At 41.4% G+C, this 18,448-nt stretch carries 20 protein-coding genes; 7 read left to right on the forward strand and 13 right to left on the reverse strand.

Annotated features, from left to right (window positions below; translation table 11 throughout):
* Positions 1-13: 13 nt before the first annotated feature.
* Both CDG76_RS13435 and CDG76_RS13440 read left to right on the forward strand, forming a co-directional pair.
* Entirely contained in the window at positions 14-580 is a 567-nt protein-coding gene (locus CDG76_RS13435) for a hypothetical protein (protein ID WP_094349505.1), read from the forward strand.
* A 32-nt stretch (positions 581-612) separates the two neighbouring features.
* Positions 613-1,410: an ABC transporter ATP-binding protein gene (locus tag CDG76_RS13440; RefSeq protein ID WP_094349506.1), complete on the forward strand. Its 798-nt coding sequence runs from the start codon at positions 613-615 to the stop codon at positions 1,408-1,410.
* A gap of 61 nt (positions 1,411-1,471) precedes the next feature.
* On the opposite strand, the gene CDG76_RS13445 is transcribed toward CDG76_RS13440, so the two are convergent.
* Positions 1,472-2,245 (reverse strand): response regulator transcription factor, encoded by a 774-nt coding sequence (locus CDG76_RS13445; protein ID WP_094349507.1) that lies wholly within the window; start codon positions 2,243-2,245, stop codon positions 1,472-1,474.
* A 600-nt stretch (positions 2,246-2,845) separates the two neighbouring features.
* On the opposite strand from CDG76_RS13445, the gene CDG76_RS13450 reads away from it, so the two are divergent.
* On the forward strand, positions 2,846-3,094 hold the full coding sequence (locus CDG76_RS13450; RefSeq protein ID WP_094349508.1) for a DUF6761 family protein: 249 nt from the start codon (positions 2,846-2,848) through the stop codon (positions 3,092-3,094).
* 507 nt (positions 3,095-3,601) lie between these two features.
* Here CDG76_RS13450 and grxD read toward each other — a convergent pair.
* From grxD to CDG76_RS13485, 7 genes are all read right to left on the reverse strand, one after another.
* Positions 3,602-3,925, reverse strand: coding sequence for a Grx4 family monothiol glutaredoxin (gene grxD / locus CDG76_RS13455; RefSeq protein WP_094349509.1), 324 nt, complete (start codon positions 3,923-3,925; stop codon positions 3,602-3,604).
* Positions 3,926-4,012: 87 nt separating this feature from the next.
* A complete protein-coding gene (locus CDG76_RS13460) occupies positions 4,013-4,270 on the reverse strand; it encodes a BolA family protein (RefSeq protein ID WP_094349510.1) in 258 nt (85 codons plus the stop codon).
* 227 nt (positions 4,271-4,497) lie between these two features.
* Positions 4,498-5,106 carry a hypothetical protein gene (locus CDG76_RS13465; protein WP_094349511.1) on the reverse strand — a complete coding sequence of 203 codons (609 nt, stop codon included), beginning with the start codon at positions 5,104-5,106 and terminating at the stop codon, positions 4,498-4,500.
* 641 nt (positions 5,107-5,747) lie between these two features.
* Complete coding sequence (locus tag CDG76_RS13470) at positions 5,748-6,503, reverse strand: lysophospholipid acyltransferase family protein (RefSeq protein WP_190240843.1); 756 nt, start codon at positions 6,501-6,503, stop codon at positions 5,748-5,750.
* Positions 6,504-6,616: 113 nt separating this feature from the next.
* Complete coding sequence (tadA, locus tag CDG76_RS13475) at positions 6,617-7,102, reverse strand: tRNA adenosine(34) deaminase TadA (protein WP_094349513.1); 486 nt, start codon at positions 7,100-7,102, stop codon at positions 6,617-6,619.
* Between the two features lie 216 nt (positions 7,103-7,318).
* On the reverse strand, positions 7,319-7,633 hold the full coding sequence (gene grxC, locus CDG76_RS13480; protein WP_094349514.1) for a glutaredoxin 3: 315 nt from the start codon (positions 7,631-7,633) through the stop codon (positions 7,319-7,321).
* A 47-nt stretch (positions 7,634-7,680) separates the two neighbouring features.
* Positions 7,681-8,280 (reverse strand): DUF981 family protein, encoded by a 600-nt coding sequence (locus tag CDG76_RS13485; RefSeq protein ID WP_094349515.1) that lies wholly within the window; start codon positions 8,278-8,280, stop codon positions 7,681-7,683.
* A gap of 355 nt (positions 8,281-8,635) precedes the next feature.
* Here CDG76_RS13485 and glpX point away from each other — a divergent pair, with 355 nt between their 5' ends.
* From glpX to CDG76_RS13505, 4 genes are all read left to right on the forward strand, one after another.
* On the forward strand, positions 8,636-9,673 hold the full coding sequence (glpX, locus tag CDG76_RS13490; protein WP_094349516.1) for a class II fructose-bisphosphatase: 1,038 nt from the start codon (positions 8,636-8,638) through the stop codon (positions 9,671-9,673).
* Between the two features lie 240 nt (positions 9,674-9,913).
* Positions 9,914-11,200 carry a glutamyl-tRNA reductase gene (locus CDG76_RS13495; protein ID WP_094349517.1) on the forward strand — a complete coding sequence of 429 codons (1,287 nt, stop codon included), beginning with the start codon at positions 9,914-9,916 and terminating at the stop codon, positions 11,198-11,200.
* A gap of 105 nt (positions 11,201-11,305) precedes the next feature.
* The gene (locus CDG76_RS13500) at positions 11,306-11,866 is read left to right on the forward strand and encodes a DUF2087 domain-containing protein (protein WP_094349518.1); all 561 of its coding nucleotides are present in this window, start codon (positions 11,306-11,308) and stop codon (positions 11,864-11,866) included.
* A 46-nt stretch (positions 11,867-11,912) separates the two neighbouring features.
* Positions 11,913-12,503 (forward strand): Uma2 family endonuclease, encoded by a 591-nt coding sequence (locus tag CDG76_RS13505; protein WP_094349519.1) that lies wholly within the window; start codon positions 11,913-11,915, stop codon positions 12,501-12,503.
* A 36-nt stretch (positions 12,504-12,539) separates the two neighbouring features.
* Here CDG76_RS13505 and CDG76_RS13510 read toward each other — a convergent pair whose 3' ends face one another.
* From CDG76_RS13510 to CDG76_RS13530, 5 genes are all read right to left on the reverse strand, one after another.
* Positions 12,540-14,528: a sensor histidine kinase gene (locus CDG76_RS13510; RefSeq protein ID WP_094349520.1), complete on the reverse strand. Its 1,989-nt coding sequence runs from the start codon at positions 14,526-14,528 to the stop codon at positions 12,540-12,542.
* 12 nt (positions 14,529-14,540) lie between these two features.
* Positions 14,541-15,410, reverse strand: coding sequence for a substrate-binding domain-containing protein (locus CDG76_RS13515; protein ID WP_094349521.1), 870 nt, complete (start codon positions 15,408-15,410; stop codon positions 14,541-14,543).
* Positions 15,411-15,687: 277 nt separating this feature from the next.
* The gene (locus CDG76_RS13520; protein ID WP_094349522.1) at positions 15,688-16,263 is read right to left on the reverse strand and encodes a Uma2 family endonuclease; all 576 of its coding nucleotides are present in this window, start codon (positions 16,261-16,263) and stop codon (positions 15,688-15,690) included.
* 187 nt (positions 16,264-16,450) lie between these two features.
* Positions 16,451-17,233: an ABC transporter ATP-binding protein gene (locus tag CDG76_RS13525; RefSeq protein ID WP_094349523.1), complete on the reverse strand. Its 783-nt coding sequence runs from the start codon at positions 17,231-17,233 to the stop codon at positions 16,451-16,453.
* Positions 17,223-18,356 (reverse strand): branched-chain amino acid ABC transporter permease, encoded by a 1,134-nt coding sequence (locus tag CDG76_RS13530; protein WP_094349524.1) that lies wholly within the window; start codon positions 18,354-18,356, stop codon positions 17,223-17,225. The genes CDG76_RS13525 and CDG76_RS13530 overlap by 11 nt, the downstream gene beginning before the upstream one ends.
* Between the last annotated feature and the right edge of the window lie 92 nt (positions 18,357-18,448).

Here is an 18,448-nt window from a genome sequence, read left to right on the forward strand (position 1 = left end):
TTGTAATTGAGCCGTGACAGCAAACTCAGCCAATATCTCAGTTTCTATTTTTCGTCTGTCCCCTTTGATTCGGATAACGTTGCTGAGTCTATACATAGCACTCACAGTCCCATTACCTTTTTTATCGCAGGTAACAGCTGCACCCGTACCTCCAGAATTATTGTGGGTAGGGATTAGCATCGGCTTACTTGCCTTGTATGCGGTATTAACCGAACAAGTAATCGTAGATGACGAGGGAATTCAGGTTACTTACCCCGCCTGGGTGCCTCGCTTTTTTCGTAAAGGCTGGTCTTTACCTTGGTCACAAGTCAAAGAGTTAAAACCCCGCAGTACTGGTCAAGGAGGTCTAGTTTATTACTTCCTCAGCCAGGATGGGAAAGCTTATTTACTACCGATGCGTGTAGCCGGATTTGCTCGTTTCGTGCAAATTGTCGAAGCAAAGACGGGCATTGACACCACAGATGTTCGCCCTTTAGCACAGCCCTGGATGTACCTGATTTTACTAGTATTCACACTGCTGCTACTATTAGTCGATGGCTGGGCGATCGCTACAGCCTTAACTACTGCACAATTCACTTAAAATAGGGCATTAGTTATTTTTCCCCACTCCCCTTGAATACAGCAAAAGCCATACTCAGGCTAGAGCAAGTTAATTTGTTTACGAAGCTGAAAACTCAACTTCCTGGCAATCAGCAGGGATACCCCATATTGCAGGATATTTCCTTAGAGGTATTCCAGAGCGATGGCTCCGCCAACGCCTGCGGCGAACGCATTGCCATTGTAGGCCCAGTAGGCGCTGGGAAAACTTCGTTATTACGCCTCATCAACCGCCTAATTGAACCCACGAGTGGTAAGCTCTATCTAGAAAATCAAGAATATCGCCAAATTCCTGTCATCCAGCTACGGCAGATGCTTGTACTTGTATTGCAAGAGTCAAAGCTGTTAGGGATGACAGTTGGGCAAGCCTTAGCTTATCCTTTAGTTTTGCGTGGTTTGCCCAAACAGACAATTCAGCAACGAGTTAATCACTGGACAGACCAACTGCACATTCCCAATGAATGGTTAGAGCGAACAGAGGTGCAACTTTCTGCGGGACAACGACAACTAGTAGCGATCGCTCGTGCCTTAGTCATCCAGCCTAAAATATTATTATTAGATGAGCCAACCTCTGCCCTCGACCCTGGTACGGCTTCTCATCTAATGCAAGTCTTAACCCAGTTGAGTCAAAGTCATCAAACCACGATTCTGATGGTAAATCACCAACTGGAACTAGCCCAGATGTTTTGCACTCGGTTATTACACCTACAACAAGGTCATGTATTCGCAAATCAAACAGCCTCAGAGATAGACTGGATTGAATTACGGAAAAGCCTGATTCAAGCAGCAGCTCAAGACGATTTTGGATTTTAAATTTTGGATGAGACAGGAATCAGGAATCGTTTTCTTACTCCCCCTCACCCAAATGCGCCATTCACACTTGACTACTAGTAAGTGTTGAACGTTGATTATTAAATCTCTCTCTAGCTAACTTTGTTGTCTGTGACTGTGAAATATTGGTATTCAAAATTTCCATGTTAAAACGGTATCCAACATTGCGGATAGTTTGAATCAAATTGGGTTGCCGAGGATCGAGTTCAACCTTTTTCCGCAGCGATAAAACGTGAGTATCAATGGTACGAGGGTTATCAATAGCGTCAGGCCAAGCACGACGCAGCAATTCCGATCTACTTAGAGGTACTCCCCCAGCTTGTGCCAAAACGTACAGCAAACTGAATTCCTGGGGCGTTAAGTCAATAAACTCCCCTTGAAAGCGGACACGACGCTGAACTAAATCGATTTGCAAAGTGCCATAATCCAAATAAGCTGGTGCAGTAGGTGTGCGCTTCCGGCGAATCAGTGCCTCTACCCGTGCCAAAAACTCTTGCATTCCAAAAGGTTTGCTCAAGTAATCATCTGCGCCTGCCTTTAAACCTGCGACTATATCAGCTTCACTATTACGGGCAGATAGCATTAAGATTAGAGGCTGTTGCTGACGATGCAACCAACGACAAAACTCAATGCCATCACCATCAGGCAGGTCTGCATCTAAAACTACCAGTGTTGGTTGATGGCTTAAAAATACTTCCCTTGCTTGATAAATACTGGCAGCTTGATGCACGCGGTATTCCAGTTGTTGCAAGTGCCAACCCAACAACGACCTCAGATGGGGATTCCCCTCAATGATTTCTATACAAACCGAACCCACGGTGGCAAGACCCCTTAGCGTCGATGACTTTCAAAGTAACAAGCCCATCTCTAAGGTTTTGTAGCCTTTGTTACTTCAATTGCGATTAACTTTACATTTCCTAATAAAATCAGTGGCAATATATTTAATTTATGCCTTGCTGATAGGCGATTAGAAATATTATTAAATTTTTATTAAATTTCTCAAAAGTGTTGTTAGACTTATAAAAAGTTCTTTTAACTTAACATTTTGCTTTTAGATGGGTGTAATGTGCTAAATATCTATAACCCAACCAGCTAACAACAATAACAGCTTTTCAACCTGATTTAAGCTTATGGTACTTATGGCAAAAGTGGATTTTTTCGCAAAAATTTAGTACTCCCATCCAGCAATATAACATCAATACAATTGGGCTGTGATTGTGAAAATCAAAAAAATAACTTAAGCAGCTAACTAGAATCGATGTTTTCTGGAATAGGATTAAAGTAGCTTGTAGCTGCTATGAGGGTAATACCCAAAGTAGATGTGTTGACTTTGAGTTTATGCCAAAGTGAAATTACACTTCACTTTTTAGCGTGAATCATTTACAATTCTCATTCCAAAGAGATTAATACAGCAGTTATGCTCCAAGACACACAATCCATCCGCTATTACCAAAGACTCACCGATGCCTTCATCGAGTTATGGAATCGCGGTTATCGCACGGATGATATGCGGATGTATTTGGATGGATATCTAGCCGCACTGCGACATAGCAACGTCATTGAACCTTTTTTGATTCATCGCCTAGAAGAAGAAGCCAGCCGCTTCTTGTACGATGGCTCAAACTTTGCAGTGCCGCAACCACAGCCACAGCCCGATTACTACTAATTACCATTTACCTGGTCATTGATAGTAACCGTTAATTACCGCAGATAATTATAGCATATTATCTGTATTGGTCAACGGGTTGTCGTGGTGTGAAATTTTGGAGATATTGTATTGATTAAACGCATCCCCTCAGCCCTATATTGGTTTTGCCAATTAGACTGAGGGGATTGTTGTCTAGCAATAAAATCAAGTCCAATATACAGATGTTTTCTTTTGCATGAAGTAAAAAGCCACGGGTTATGAGGCAGTGTTTAGACTACGCTCAACAGCCAGGCAGGAGTTAGAAACATCTTTACATCTTTATATCTGATGTGTGAGTCCTGGACTTTGTACCTCACTTACTTGCAAACTGCTGTAGATAAAGTATTTTTGTCACAAACCGAGCAAAAAACCCTTGAAAGGGGAGAGCAATAGTGTCTCTCCTTTCAAGGATATTAAAAACGGCACATTGCCTTGATTGCAAAGCGCAAATTCAGCAACATACCCTTTCGTTTGGGTAAAGAGAGATTACGAAGCTAATGCTACTTCTACCTTTTCTTGCAATTCACCTTTCTGGTACAGTTCAATCAAAATATCAGAACCGCCAAGGAATTCACCATTGATATACACTTGGGGAATTGTCGGCCAGCTAGAGTATTCTTTAATACCTTGACGAATTTCAGGGTCTGATAGAACGTCAACCGTCTCAAAGGGAACTCCCAAGGTATTGAGGATCTGCACAACGTTGTTGGAGAAACCACATTGGGGCATTAACTTATTTCCCTTCATGAAAACTAAAATCTTGTTTTCTTGTAGCAAGCTATCAATTTTGTCTTTGAGTTCTGGTGTCATGGTATTTATGTTTCCTATGTTGGATTCAACAGTGAGGAGTGAGAAGTGAGGAGTCAAAATTCATAACTCCTAACTTCTCACTCTTATTTACGAAGCTGCTGTTGCTTGCCAAGCTTCGGGAGTGTATGTTTTCACCGCCAAGGCATGAATCGCTTCAGTTGACATAGCTTGACCCAACGCACCATAAACTAACTGGTGCTGTTGCACTAGTCCTTTACCTGCAAAGTGCGATGAAACTACTGTCACCTGATAGTGGTCGCCGCCACCAGTCAAGTCTTGCACCTGAACCTGTGCGTCTGGCAGTCCCGCCTTGATCATTTCCTCAACCTGTTGCGGACTAATCATCGCAATTCCTGAAAAAACTTACTTTTCTATTATTAACAGATATAGAGCAAATGCCTGTGCCAACTTCAGGCTTTGGCAAGGCTGTAGATACACACGCTTCTGAGGTGTATTGCTTGAGAACGCTCAGGTTTTGGTTACGACGGATAGCTCTATCCTAGCACTGGGGCGTTCCCAAGCGACTGGTTAGGGAAATGTGAGTAGGGAAAAACAGGCAACAAAAATTTAATTTATTTTTTTGGGGATGAAGAGGATGAATTACCACCTTCTCTGGGATAGGGAGAATCAACAAAACCCAACTCAAACAACTGTTTATAGGCTTTCTTGCCTAAATCCCGTGTCGGGTTTTGACTCTTAATTATTTGAACTAACAACGGTACAGCTAATTCTGGCTGATTTTGTGCCCGATGTACCAATGCTAGCTGAAAGGTGGCTTCATCTCGCTTTTGGGCTGTTAATAGAGCTTTTTGACGCTGAGAATCAGAAACTCTGTTGTCAATTCCCGAAAAGCTAGAATTTAACTCTTGATAAAAATTAGATAGCTGATTATAAACTTGACGTGCTTCTTGCAGTTTCTTGGCAGCTAAGGTGTAGTTTTGAGCAGAAACGGCTTGTTCTGCATCTTTTACTAAGCGATCGCCACCTGCAATGCTCAAAAGGCTGTTACTTTCGGTTATGGGGCGGAGATTATTAGGATCGTTGGGGTCAATGGGTTGTGGTTGGCTGGTAGTGCCTGGTGACTGTGATACCTGAGCATTCACAGGTGATAGCAGGCTGAGGACTGCTATAACTGATAAAACAGTACGGTGCATCAAGGTAACAGCGACAGCAGTGTTCATGGGATCAATTAGTGCGACAACTATACAAGAGAGTTATGGAAACTTCGGGTATCTTAACTCTGTTTTGGTCTTGGACAAAGTAAAGTTACATCCTAAGTATCTCTGATTTAGACTAAAAATCAGTTTAATAGAGTTCCCATTACCCCTGTATACCAACTAACTTATATCGCTGTGATGAGTGATACCTACGGGAGAGTGCGTCCCAATCTGCTTAACTACCAGCTTTCCTCCCCAATAAATATCTCAGGTTAACTGGGATATTTGGCAGGAGAATTTTCCCAAAGCACTGCTTGAAGTATTTGCGTAGGCATCGCACCAAACTAGTTCAGAATAGCGATGTCTTCAGTGGGCACTTCTCAACTTTTATTTAACTGTCTGACCAAATGTGAAAATATTTATCATCAAGCAATTCAGTAGTTTGCAGACAATTAATTAGCTGTTGGCTCAAAAAAATGCCAATTTGGCTGAATATATTATCAATAGCGGGTAATTTATATATATACATCCTCAAAGGTTGCAAAATATTACTACTCTTTTGTGACTTACTCAGGATGAATATAGCAGTTAGGAATTAGTGTCAAATATTGAAAAGGTGCAGTTTCTGAATTATGCACGGTCAATGATTATGAGGTTTGACTTTATCAAGAATTAGTAATTTCTGCAAATGCGTGATTAGTAACTTTTGTTTCTTGATGGCTCAATTGTTGCAGTGCCTTTGCTAAATCAGTTGTGATGTTTTTTGCCTCTTGTTTTATACAGCCATTCATGTAATCCGCGACTCTAATTGGGGAGCCAATGTCAATACTCACATCTGTACCCCAATTGGGATAAGGTTGGCTGTAATTAATGCCTATAGGTATAATTTTCACTCCCAACCCGGAATGACTAGATTCAGCACTCAAAGCAAGACGAGCAATTCCCGGTTTCAACTGGTGAACTTGGCCATCACGAAAAATGTTACCTTCTGGAAAGATTACCAGGGTTTTTTGCTGCTGAAGTAGTTCTACTCCATGTCGCAGCGTGCGGACTGACGGATGCTTAGAATTTACAGGAAACCCCCCTAAACGTCGAACAAACCAGCCTTGCAAACCTTGGCATTCGTCAATAGTCACCATAAATCGCAAGTCTTGCTTTCTTAGACAAGCAGTAGCGTAGGGTACAAGCAAGGCATCCCAACGCGCCCGATGGGTAGGCGCGAGGATCACAGGCCCAGTTGTGGGGATATTTTTTTGTCCGGTTATTCTAATTTGCCCAAAGAATAATGGTAATAGGCAGTGACGCCCTAATAAATATGCCAGGGGACTTAACCAAGGAGAAACCCTTGAGGTAGTGCTATCTACCTGAGGATTTGCTGGGGTGTGCTGGCAGGTATCGGATGAAGAGTAAAATTCCATCATGACGGATGCAGCTGATTGACGGGTAAAAATTTAACGAAAGGCGTGATTAGTTACACCGTAGATTCTCTTGTGTGACTTATGTCGTAGTATATGGACAGTTTTACCTCTGTCCGTTAGTTTACCTTACGCCGCCTAGTAGCAAACCAAGTCTGTAATTGCTGACGACAAGCTGACTCTAGAATGCCTCCGATTACTTGGAGACGGTGATTAGAAGCAGCACTATCGGGGATGTTAATAACTGTACGAATTGCGCCAGTTTTTGTATCGTCTACTCCATATACCAGTAGTCCTAGTCGTGATTGGACGATCGCACCTGCACACATTGGGCAAGGTTCGAGAGTTACATAAAGGGTGCATTCATTAAGATGCCAATTTTGTAAAGTTGTTGCAGCTGTCTTGATAGCGAGAATTTCCGCATGAGCGGTAGGGTCTTTGTCGCGCTCTTTTCTGTTTTCTCCTTGTGCTAGCAATTTGCCTGTTGAATCAATGATAACAGCACCTACAGGGATTTCACCTGCTTCACCTGCTGTTTTTGCTAATTCTAGGGCATAACTCATCCATTGTTGATGTATAAGATATTCCGTATACTTAGTTAACATATTCTTATCAATTCGATATTCCTTGCCCTAAAGGTGGGCAAACTTGATCTACAGTTTTCTGGCACTTTGTCAAGCTAGTTTTGAAGGTTTAGGTTTTGTAGTAAGGACTTTAGTCCCTACTACAAACTTGCTTACCGAGCTATTTAAAATCAAAAATTGCCCAACATAGCATCACCAAAGAACTTGTTGGGGGCTGATGTGATTTCAATGTGATTTCTAAATAGCGGCTTGGGCTAAAAGGGGATCGAGTTGACTTTGTGTGTCTAGCTGATATAGGTCATCGCAGCCGCCAATGTGCTGGTTATTGATAAAAATTTGTGGTACTGTACGGCGACCGTTGGCGCGTTCTGCCATTTTCGCTCTGGCTGCTGCGTCGCCGTCGATTTTGTATTCAGTGAAATTTACACCTTTCCACCACAGCAGTATTTTGGCACGAATGCAGTAAGGGCAAGTTTGCCATGTGTAAAGTTCAACGTTGGCTTTGACTCGCTCTGGATGGCGATTTAAAAGGGGATTAAGAAAGTCCAGCATATTTTTTTAAGCAAGGTTTTAACTATGTCTCTAGCCTAGAACATTGCTTACCGCATCGGCGCTGGAACCCACTTTTGGAAACCCTCTAAATGATTCCAGTAAGCCAAATATCCAGTCAATGCCCAAATTAGAGCGGCTACTATCAGCACTGCTACGCCAATTAGCCGCCAAGTTCGGTTAGTTTTCCAATAAAGAGTTGGCGCTGCAAAAATACCACCTAATCCAGTTAAAATAAAGCCGATTCCCGATAAAAGCGGTTGCTTTGTCAAATTCAAGTTGATGATGCGGATGCCGACTACGATCGCAACTGCACCAGCAAAGAAGCCATAAATTGCTATTGTCAATAAATCCCAATTTTGAGCGAGTGCGATCGCAGCCGCCACAAACAAGATTCCAAATAGGACACTCGTCTCCCCAAAGGCAATGTTAAAGCTACCCATTACTGGCCAAGTGAAGCTCATGTGTAAACCAGCTGTGAGTGCGATGTCTGGCGACAAGCCGCTTCGCGTCCACGCACCCGTAATTCCAAATCCCGGAATCCACCGACTTTGATTAGAATTATCAATACCACGATACACATAGTCAGCCAGTAGAAATAACCCAGCTACCATGTTGATTAACATGAGGGTGATGTAGTCGATAAACACGATTAACCTCTGAATTTGACAAGTTATTTACTCTGCGCCTCGTTCTTTAGTTTTTAGTGAATCTACCAGCTTTTTAATTTATTATTTTATACCTAAACATAGATACAGAAGAAAAGCAATGTTCTAGATATACACTGTTACCCATTTGTGCAAGTTTTTAACTTAGTTACTTGTGAACACCTTTTATACTGGAGTAGTTATGAGTAAAAAATCGGGATGTGTTAACTGGCACTTTTATAACGAGTTAGCAGTAAAACTTAACTTTCTTCCACGTGTATCCGCCCTTTGGTAGACTTGAAAACTGAAATAGGCAGATGAAACGACGCAAATTCAAGCAGCTGAGAGGGCAAACTCTGTGGAAAATACACTTGGGTTAGAGATTATTGAAGTAGTAGAGCAAGCCGCGATCGCATCCTCAAAGTGGATGGGTAAAGGCGAAAAAAACATCGCTGACCAGGTAGCTGTGGAAGCTATGCGGGAGCGGATGAATAAAATCCACATGCGTGGTCGCATCGTTATCGGAGAAGGTGAACGCGACGATGCGCCTATGTTATACATCGGGGAAGAAGTTGGTATCTGTACCCAACCAGATGCCGCAAATTTCTGTAATCCTGATGAATTAATTGAAATTGATATCGCCGTTGACCCCTGTGAAGGTACGAACTTGGTAGCTTATGGACAACCTGGTTCGATGGCTGTCTTGGCAATTTCTGAAAAGGGTGGATTATTTGCTGCTCCTGATTTTTACATGAAGAAGTTAGCAGCACCTCCCGCAGCTAAGGGCAAAGTAGACATTAACAAATCAGCAACAGAAAACCTGAAGATTCTCGCTGAGTGTCTAGAGCGCTCTATTGAAGAACTCGTGATCGTGGTCATGAAGCGCGAACGCCACAACGATTTAATTAAAGAAATCCGTGAGGCTGGAGCGAGAGTCGCCCTAATTTCAGACGGTGATGTGGGTGCAGCTATAAGCTGTGGTTTTGCTGGAACTAATATCCACGCGCTGATGGGTATCGGTGCGGCTCCTGAAGGTGTAATCTCGGCAGCAGCAATGCGTGCTTTGGGTGGACACTTCCAAGGTCAACTGATTTACGATCCAGCAGTCGTAAAAACAGGTTTGATTGGAGAAAGCAGAGAAGCCAATATCGATCGCTTAAAGTCTATGAACATCAATGACCCCGATAAGGTCTATGATGCTCATGAACTGGCATCTGGTAAAACTGTTCTGTTCGCTGCTAGCGGTATTACCAGCGGTAATCTTATGCAAGGTGTACGTTTCTTCAACGGCGGAGCCAGAACTCAAAGCTTGGTAATTTCCAACCAGTCGAAAACTGCTCGATTTGTTGATACGATTCATATGTTTGGCGAACCCAAGTCTCTCCAACTGAACTAAGTTTTAGGGAATTGGGAATGGTAAAAGTAGGGGTAAAGCATTTGGAAATAAATATTTCGATAAAACGGAAAAATATTCATCCAAATGCTTCATCCTTACACTAGTTAGTAGTTAGTATTTAGTGATTAGTTATTATTTATTGGTTGGAAAAACTATCAACCAATAAATAATAATTCCCCATTCCCTATTCTCACTCAATGCCCGATTGCCAACTACCAATTAGTAACTACGATTTAGCAAATGAATATAGCAGTGGTGGGGTTAAGCCATAAAACAGCCCCAGTAGAAGTCCGGGAAAAACTGAGCATTCCAGAACCACAAATTGAAAGTGCGATCGCTCAACTGGCCAGCTATCCTCATATTGATGAAGTTGCAATTCTTAGTACTTGTAACCGTCTGGAAATTTACATTGTCACCAGTGAAGCAGACCAAGGTATCCGGGAAATAACGCAGTTTCTTGCGGAATATAGTAAATTACCCGTGATTTCTCTGCGACAACACTTATTTATGCTGCTGCATGATGATGCCGTGATGCACGTGATGCGGGTAGCAGGTGGTTTAGATAGTCTGGTACTCGGAGAAGGTCAAATTCTGGCTCAGGTGAAAACTACTCACAAACTGGGACAGCAATATAGCGGTATAAAAACCATTTTGAATCGATTATTTAAACAAGCGCTGACAGCTGGGAAGCGGGTTCGCACTGAAACTAGTATTGGTACTGGGGCTGTCTCTATCAGTTCGGCTGCTGTGGAGTTAGCACAGATTAAAGTGGCAAATTTAGCAGCTTGCCGAGTGGTAATTCTGGGTGCTGGTAAAATGTCGCGCCTGCTGGTGCAACACCTCATTTCTAAAGGTGCTGTGGAAATTAGTATTGTAAATCGCTCTCGCGATCGCGCCCAAGAATTAGCAAAGCTATTCCCTCAACAACCGATCAATATTCATCCGCTATCGGAAATGATGAACGTAATTGCCGATAGCGATTTGGTATTTACAAGTACTTCGGCAACAGAGCCAATACTTGACCGTGCCAAATTAGAAATGGTTTTAGAAGTTCAGCGCTCTCTAATGTTATTTGATATTTCTGTGCCGCGTAATGTTCATGCGGATGTAAATGAATTGGAAAACGTGCAGGCGTTTAATGTGGATGATTTGAAGGCTGTAGTAGCGCAAAACTACGAAAGCCGTCGAAAGATTGCACAAGAAGCCGAGCGACTTTTAGAGGAAGAAGTGGAAGCCTTTGATATTTGGTGGCGCAGTTTAGAAACTGTTACCACTATTAGCTGTCTGCGAAATAAAGTCGAAACCATCCGCGAACAAGAGTTAGAAAAAGCTTTGTCGAGATTGGGTTCGGAATTCGCCGAAAAACATCAAGAAGTGATTGAAGCATTAACACGGGGAATTGTCAATAAAATTTTACATGACCCGATGGTGCAATTGCGATCGCAGCAAGATGTGGAAGCGAGACGGCGCTGTATGCAAACTCTGCAAATGCTGTTCAACCTAGATGCAGAAGAACAGTTTAGTTAAATTAAACAACAAGTTAGATCCCCGACTTCGTAAAAGTTGTCGGGGATCTTTTGTTTTAAATTAGATATACTTCTAATTAGATATCTATCTAATTAGAACTTAGTTATGCAACCAGAGCAATTTAACATCTTACTGCGCTTTTTCAAGGCATTAGCGGATGATAGTCGATTGAAGATTGTAGGTATCCTGGCGAATCAGGAATGCAGCGTTGAAGAATTGGCGGTGCTACTGCAACTCAAGGAACCGACGGTATCTCATCATTTAGCAAAACTTAAAGAGCTAAATTTGGTAACAATGCGTCCTGAAGGTAATAGCCGTCTATATCAATTGGATAGCGAGGCTTTGCAAAGCATTAGCAAGGAAATTTTCACACCTGAGAAAATAGCATCCTTGATTGGGGATGTGGATACTGAAGCTTGGGAAAGCAAAGTGTTGAAAAACTATTTCGAGGACAATCGCCTCAAAGAAATTCCTGCTAGTCGGAAAAAGCGTCTAGTTATTCTTAAGTGGTTAGCAAACCAGTTTGATGTAGGAGTCAATTACCCTGAACGCCTAGTAAATGATATTCTCAAACGCTACCATATTGACTGCGCCACCCTGCGACGAGAGTTGATTGCTTGCCAGTTAATGCAGCGAGAGGATGGGGTTTATTGGCGTATAACATAGGTATGAAAGATGAATAAGCAACCGCACAATCATAGGTCGTATTTTTATGAAGTTAGAAACACAAAAAATATATTACACACCTGAAGAGTATTTAGAAATTGAAGAAAAGGCAGAATATAAAAACGAATACCGTGATGGAGAAATTGTACCGATGACGGGTGGCACTACAAATCATAATAAAATTGCAGGCAACTTTTATGCTTATTTGAAGTTTGGTTTGAGAGGCAATAATTATGATGTTTATATTGGTGATGTGCGTTTGTGGATACCCCGTTATCGGCAGCATACATATCCTGATGTGATGCTGATTGAGGGACAACCTATTTATACGGGAACCAGTACAACAACAGTTATGAACCCAATGTTAATTGCTGAAGTTTTATCTAAATCGACTAAAAATTATGACCAAGGCGATAAGTTTCTTTATTATCGCTCTATTCCCGAATTCAAGGAATATATTTTAATTGATCAATATCAGTATCATCTGATGCACTATGTAAAAACTGCGGAAAGCCAATGGTCATTTACTGAACTTGAACATGAATCTGCAATTTTATCACTGCAAACGGTTGATTTTCAAATTGAATTGCGCGACCTTTACGAGCAAGTCAATTTTGCAGAAAATAACGAAGATTAGAAAAAGAAATTTTATAAAACTTTTGTGCAAAATCATCTATCGAATCGGGATTGTAATTACAAACTCTGCACCCTGTCCCGGTAATGAAATACAGCGTAACGAACCGCCATGCTTTTCAGCAATAATCTGGTAGCTAATTGATAATCCCATACCAGTACCTTTGCCAACTGGTTTTGTGGTGAAAAAGGGGTCAAATAGATTTGACTGGATTGCTTCTGGAATCCCTGTTCCATTATCAGCAATATGAACAACGACAGTTTGATTCACCTGGGCTGAAGAAATACGAATTATCGGTTCTGGACAAAGCCCGTTTTGAAAAGCCTCTTCTAAAGCATCAATGGCATTTGCCAATATGTTCATAAATACCTGATTCAATTGTCCTGCAAAACACTGAATTTTAGGTATTTCAGCATACTCTTTAATCACTGTGATTTGAGGGCGATGGCTTTGGGATTTGATCCGGTGTTGTAAAATTAACAGGGTGCTATCAATCCCTTCATGAATATCAGCAGTTTTAAACTCGGCTTCATCCAAACGAGAGAAGATTCGTAAACTGAGGACAATTTCTCGGATGCGACTGGCTCCAATTTTCATGGAAGCCAATATTTTAGGCAAATCTTCTGTTAAATATTCAATATCAGCTTCTTGTTTAGCATTTTGAATTTCTGGTTCTGGGTCGGGGTAATGTTTTTGATAAAGTTGAAGTAACCACAACAACTGTTGAGTGTAATCATCAGTGTACTTGAGGTTGCCGTAAATAAAATTAACTGGGTTGTTGATTTCATGAGCAATACCAGCAACCAAATGACCTAGAGAAGACATTTTTTCATTCTGGATTAATTGCGACTGAGTAAGCCGGAGTTCCTGTAAAGTTTGCTTGAGAGCGATATTTTTTTGTTGTAGTGCTTGCGTTCGTTCTTCGATTTTTTCTTCTAGTTTTTGGCTGTAAAACTCTAGCTTTTGGTTTGCTTCATATTGTTCTGCTAGTAGCCGCTTTACCTGTTGAATTAACTGATTAAAAGAAATAGCTAAAATTCCAACCTCGTCTTCAGTAGTTACGGGAGCTTGGAGATTAAAATTAGATTCTTGGGTGACTCGTTGTGCAACCTGTGTAACAGCTTTGAGGTGACGAGTAATTGTTCGCGCAATTAAAAACCCAATAACTGCCACAATACTGCTTCCCAACAAAAACAGCAGTCCTAAATGCTTCCATAACTTCCATTGTTCGACCTCTAACAGCGAGATAGGATACAAAACGGTGGTATTTAAAGACTGGCTTGCTCCTGGAAATACGATAGTTTTGGCTAAATAGTTTTTGTTGTCAATAGCGATTCGTGTCGAAGGCAAATCAGGTGGAGGAAATTGCCAATTTCCCCCTTTGGTTACTGCCAAGAATGTTGTCGCAACTACACGATTTTGTCTGTGGATAATCAGGTGTTTAGAGGAACCCGCAGCAATTTTTTGCAGTAGAGTTTCGTCTACTAAATTGCCGATGATGATTCCTCCCAAAAGTCCTGCTGATGATTTGATCCCATTTGTTACCGCTTGGAGAACTTGTTGCTCGTCTTCTACATCTACCAAATCGATTAAATGCGCTCCTCTATTAGCAGTGTTAGTAACTACTTTGTCTAAGAACTTGGCTTTGGTCAAGGAGTTATTTCGTAAATCTACGAGGACATTACCCTGAGTATCAATTACCTTAATCCAATCCAATTTCAAAATAGATTTAAGTGGTAGTAATATTTGCAAAAGCAAACTTTGATCACGCTGTTTCACAGCCTGATTCAGCATATCTCGATTAGCGATCAGTTCGATTTCAGTTTCTAGAGTTTGCTGTTCATACTGAAAATCCTGATAAACTCGTTCAGCAAAACTTTCGATTTCTTGGCGAAAATTCTGCTGTAAAGTATCGGTAAACCAATTTCCTAATACCACTAAACCCAACATAAAGACGCTAAGACAAACTGCAAGCAGCGGTAGAACAATTTTTTGGCTGAGTCTCAGCCCCCTGAAAAATCTCTGCATGGGATATTCAATTTATTTGGCAGTAACAAAGCCATTATTTTGTAGTAGTTTTTCGCCTTCTTTGCTAAAGATAAAATCAATAAAACCCTGAGTAGTTGCTGAAGGTGATTTTTCCGAGAGAATACCTATGTGACGCACCATTTGATATTTACCCGTGTCAAAGTTTTGGGCTTTAGGAGCAACACCATTGAGACTGAGATGATTAACAGGCAATTTATTGATGAGGGAAGATGCCAAAGAAAAAGCACCGAGGGAATTAGGAGTACTTTGTAAGGTTTCGATCAGTTCTCCCTCTTTATTCAAAATCACGGCTTTAGCTGTAGTTTTTTCTTCTCCCAAATAATATTTTCGCAATAACTTTTTTGCTGACTCGTCTTCGGGTCTATCCAAAAGTACAATGTCTGCGTTAGCACCGCCTAATTCTCGCCAATTGGTGATGTCACCTTTGTAAATAGATTTTAATTGCTTGGTTGATAAGTTAGTAACACCTTTAACACTGTTATGGGTGGCGACAACTAACAAATCTTGTGCAAGTTCACGATATTGAATTTTCCCGTTATCTTCTTCTGGTTTGAGTTTATGACTGCTACCAGCGATATCAATAATATCGTTTTTTAGGGCTGCGATCGCACCTTCAGATTGGCTATTGGAGATAAACTCAATTTTGACAGTTTTGTTTTGAGATTGATAAGCTTGCGCTAAAAGTTTTAAAACCGTTGCTGTTGAACTGGAACCGCCAATTTTGATAATTTGTTGAGCTTGAGAATCAGCTTGGTTAGTAACTTGATTAGAATTTGTCAAATCAGTCGGTTTGACTGAGTTACAAGCGCACATACCAAAGAAGATAATACCGATGATCGTTGACTGACCAATCTTTTTCATAAGTGAGTCTTTAAATTCCAAAATCCGATATCTGTTCTAAACTTTCATAGCTTAATATTCCCAAATACTTATAAAATATAACGGGTAAATGAAATAATTCATCATAAATAAAATCCCCGATTTGTTTGATAAGTCGGGGATATGTGAATTTCATTAGCAAATATATTTTTTACTTCACAAAATTATTTTCCTAAATAAGCTTCTAAAACTTTTGGAGGTCATGCCATCTTGACGCTTCTAAGTGATAATGCTGTTCAGTTACTACCAAAGTTATTCACTAAATTTGTGTTTCTCCCTCGGTAAAAATAGGAGGACACAATTCAGTAACGGGCAATTCCCAACCGGGAAACAGTTCTGGTATCGTTAAAATATCACCATTTTCTAAAACTATAGGTTCGCCTGTAGAGCGATAAATTGTAACTGTCTCTTCATCAGGATCAATCAGAATCCCGACGATCGCTCCTAGTTCTATAAATTTCAGAATTTTGGCTGCTATAAGTTTAATTTTATCGCTCTGAGATTTAATTTCTACCACCAAGTCAGGGACAAGTTCTCCAAAGTAACGAGGACTTTGGAGAAGTCGGGAAGCTCGAACAAAGGAAACATCGGGTGCTTTGAGGTTTGTATCTGGCATGATAAAACCGCCAGCAGAATCAAATACTCTTCCCCAGCGACGAGGATTTATCCAAGCAAAGAGAAAGGCAATGAGACGACTACTGATTTCGCTGGATACAATATCTGACGGCCCCATTATTGAAATTTTCCCATTTTCGAGTTCCAGCTGGTAATCTAAACCTGCTTCGTTAAAAGCGGTTTGAACTTGCTCTAAATCTCTGACTGTCATCATTGACATAAAAAGCTTTTTCCACTGAAGATATACAACTCGATTTTAACAAGAGCCAAATTACCGAAGATTTGACACCGTATGGAACTTTCTCTCAAACCTAAGCCTTAAAGCGTTTCCTAGTAGCGAATCCGAGCCAGAATGAAAGCCTCTTTCCCTGCGTAGGAGAGTTTTAGAACAGAAAGCCAATCGCACTTTATTTTCCCAAATAAGCTTCTAGAACTTTGGGATTAGTTTGAATTTCTGCTGGCGTACCGTCAGCCAAATTCTGCCCTTCGGCAAGTACCCAAACGCGATCGCACAAGGACATAACTACATCCATATTGTGTTCGATAATCAAAAAGGTCATCCCATCTTGGCGGTTCCAAGTGATAATGCGATCGCAAATATCATCAATCAGTTTCGGATTCACCCCGGCTGCTGGTTCATCCAACAAAATTAACTTGGGGTTAGTCATCAGCGCCCGTCCCATTTCTAGCAGCTTGCGTTGTCCACCAGACAAACAACCAGCATAATCGTGTGCTTTTTTTACCAAGCCCACTGATTCTAATAAGTACATTGCTCGCTCTTGCAGTTGCTTTTCTTCCTTAGCAACAATGTGCGGTTGTAACTGCACCTGCCAAAAATTTTCACCCGTTTGTTTTTGCGCCGCCAACAGCATATTTTCTAACACCGACAACCGCGAGAGAGTTCGTGCAACCTGAAAGGTGCGGATTACACCCTGCTGGGCGATTTGATATGGTTGTAAGTTGTGAATCGGTTCGCCGTCAAAAATTACTCGTCCTTTATCAGGGCGAATGAAGTTTGAGAGTAAGTTAAATAAAGTAGTTTTACCAGCACCATTGGGGCCAATCAAGCCCGTAATACTGCCTTTAGCAACTTCGATTCTGGCCTCATTAACTGCTTTGATACCACCAAAGCTTTTAGAAAGTCCAGTGGCTGCCAAAAGGGGAAGTGGGGATGAATAGTTATTTACCAAGGGTTAGTTCCTCTTTTTTCCCTAAGATACCTTGAGGACGCCAAATCATCAGTACCATCAAAATTAATCCGATTACCATGATGCGAAATGCGCCCAAACGTGCCTCATCAAGGGAAACGATTCTGGGTAAGACTTCTCGCGTTAACGCATCGTAAGCAAAGAAAATTACCGCACCTACGATTGTGCCGACATTATTCCCAGAACCGCCTAAAATCACCATAATCCAAGTGTCAAAGGTGATCTGCGGTTGAAAATTATCGGGGTAAATGGCGCTGAGTTGCCAAGCGAAGAAAGCACCAGCGATACCCGCGATCGCACCTCCAAGCATGAGAGATTGTAATTTATACCAAAAGACATTTTTTCCCAGCGCCTTGGGAATTTCTTCATCTTCGCGGATGGCTTTGAGAATTCTACCCCAAGGCGATCGCACCAAAATTTCTAAGCGCCAGTATACAAATGCTAAAACCAGCAGCAACACCAGCATTAAACCCGCTTTTGGGTTGTAGTTATACAGTCCGATTACCCCAGAAATATAAATCGCTGCCGCCAAAACTGCTAAGACAATTCCCACACCCAAGCGGGATATAAATTCTTGCTTGCTAGTCGTCCTTTTGCCCAAATCAGTAGTCCGAGATATTTGAGTGGTACGAATCCATTGCCACAAAGTAAAGAAAGTTACAGCAGCCAGTAGCGTTAAAAGCGCAATCATTACTAATCTGACAAACAAACTTGGCTCTGTAGATAGGGGTATGGGATAACTTTGGACACCAAACGCCCCAGAAATCCAAGTGTCACCCACAGGTAATTCCTGATTGTTTACCACCAAACGAATTAATTCGCCCGTACCAATAGTGACAATTCCTAGATAATCTTCTCGTAAGCGGAGAGTTACAAAACCAATTATCAAACCCAACAAGGCTGCGACAATTGCCCCAGCCAGTGCCGATACAAGTAGGGGTACGCCCTTTAGGCTTAACAATACCGTTGTATATGCTCCCAGAGTCATGAAAGCAATATGACCAAAGTTAATTAAGCCCGTAAAGCCCCACTGTAAATTCAGTCCTAGTGCGAATAGAGCAAAAAGCGCTGTAGAAATTGCTAAGAAAATAAGATAGTCAACCATATTAAATTATTTGTTCATTTGTCATTTGTCATTTGTCATTGGTCATTGGTCATTTGTCATTAATTATCCTCCCCTGCCCCCCTGCTCCCCTG

It is taken from the genome of Nostoc sp. 'Peltigera membranacea cyanobiont' 210A, from assembly GCF_002246015.1.
Taxonomy (GTDB): Bacteria; Cyanobacteriota; Cyanobacteriia; order Cyanobacteriales; family Nostocaceae; genus Nostoc.

Coding starts and splice junctions, on each gene's coding strand:
- tadA (WP_094349513.1), bottom strand. CDS start 7,102: ATGTTAACTAAGTATACGGAATATCTTATACATCAACAATGGATGAGT.
- CDG76_RS13515 (WP_094349521.1), bottom strand. CDS start 15,410: ATGAAAAAGATTGGTCAGTCAACGATCATCGGTATTATCTTCTTTGGT.
- grxD (WP_094349509.1), bottom strand. CDS start 3,925: ATGACACCAGAACTCAAAGACAAAATTGATAGCTTGCTACAAGAAAAC.
- grxC (WP_094349514.1), bottom strand. CDS start 7,633: ATGCTGGACTTTCTTAATCCCCTTTTAAATCGCCATCCAGAGCGAGTC.
- CDG76_RS13495 (WP_094349517.1), top strand. CDS start 9,914: ATGAATATAGCAGTGGTGGGGTTAAGCCATAAAACAGCCCCAGTAGAA.
- CDG76_RS13465 (WP_094349511.1), bottom strand. CDS start 5,106: ATGAACACTGCTGTCGCTGTTACCTTGATGCACCGTACTGTTTTATCA.
- CDG76_RS13450 (WP_094349508.1), top strand. CDS start 2,846: ATGCTCCAAGACACACAATCCATCCGCTATTACCAAAGACTCACCGAT.
- CDG76_RS13510 (WP_094349520.1), bottom strand. CDS start 14,528: ATGCAGAGATTTTTCAGGGGGCTGAGACTCAGCCAAAAAATTGTTCTA.
- CDG76_RS13460 (WP_094349510.1), bottom strand. CDS start 4,270: ATGATTAGTCCGCAACAGGTTGAGGAAATGATCAAGGCGGGACTGCCA.
- CDG76_RS13520 (WP_094349522.1), bottom strand. CDS start 16,263: ATGTCAATGATGACAGTCAGAGATTTAGAGCAAGTTCAAACCGCTTTT.
- CDG76_RS13505 (WP_094349519.1), top strand. CDS start 11,913: ATGAAGTTAGAAACACAAAAAATATATTACACACCTGAAGAGTATTTA.
- CDG76_RS13530 (WP_094349524.1), bottom strand. CDS start 18,356: ATGGTTGACTATCTTATTTTCTTAGCAATTTCTACAGCGCTTTTTGCT.
- CDG76_RS13470 (WP_190240843.1), bottom strand. CDS start 6,503: ATGATGGAATTTTACTCTTCATCCGATACCTGCCAGCACACCCCAGCA.
- CDG76_RS13500 (WP_094349518.1), top strand. CDS start 11,306: ATGCAACCAGAGCAATTTAACATCTTACTGCGCTTTTTCAAGGCATTA.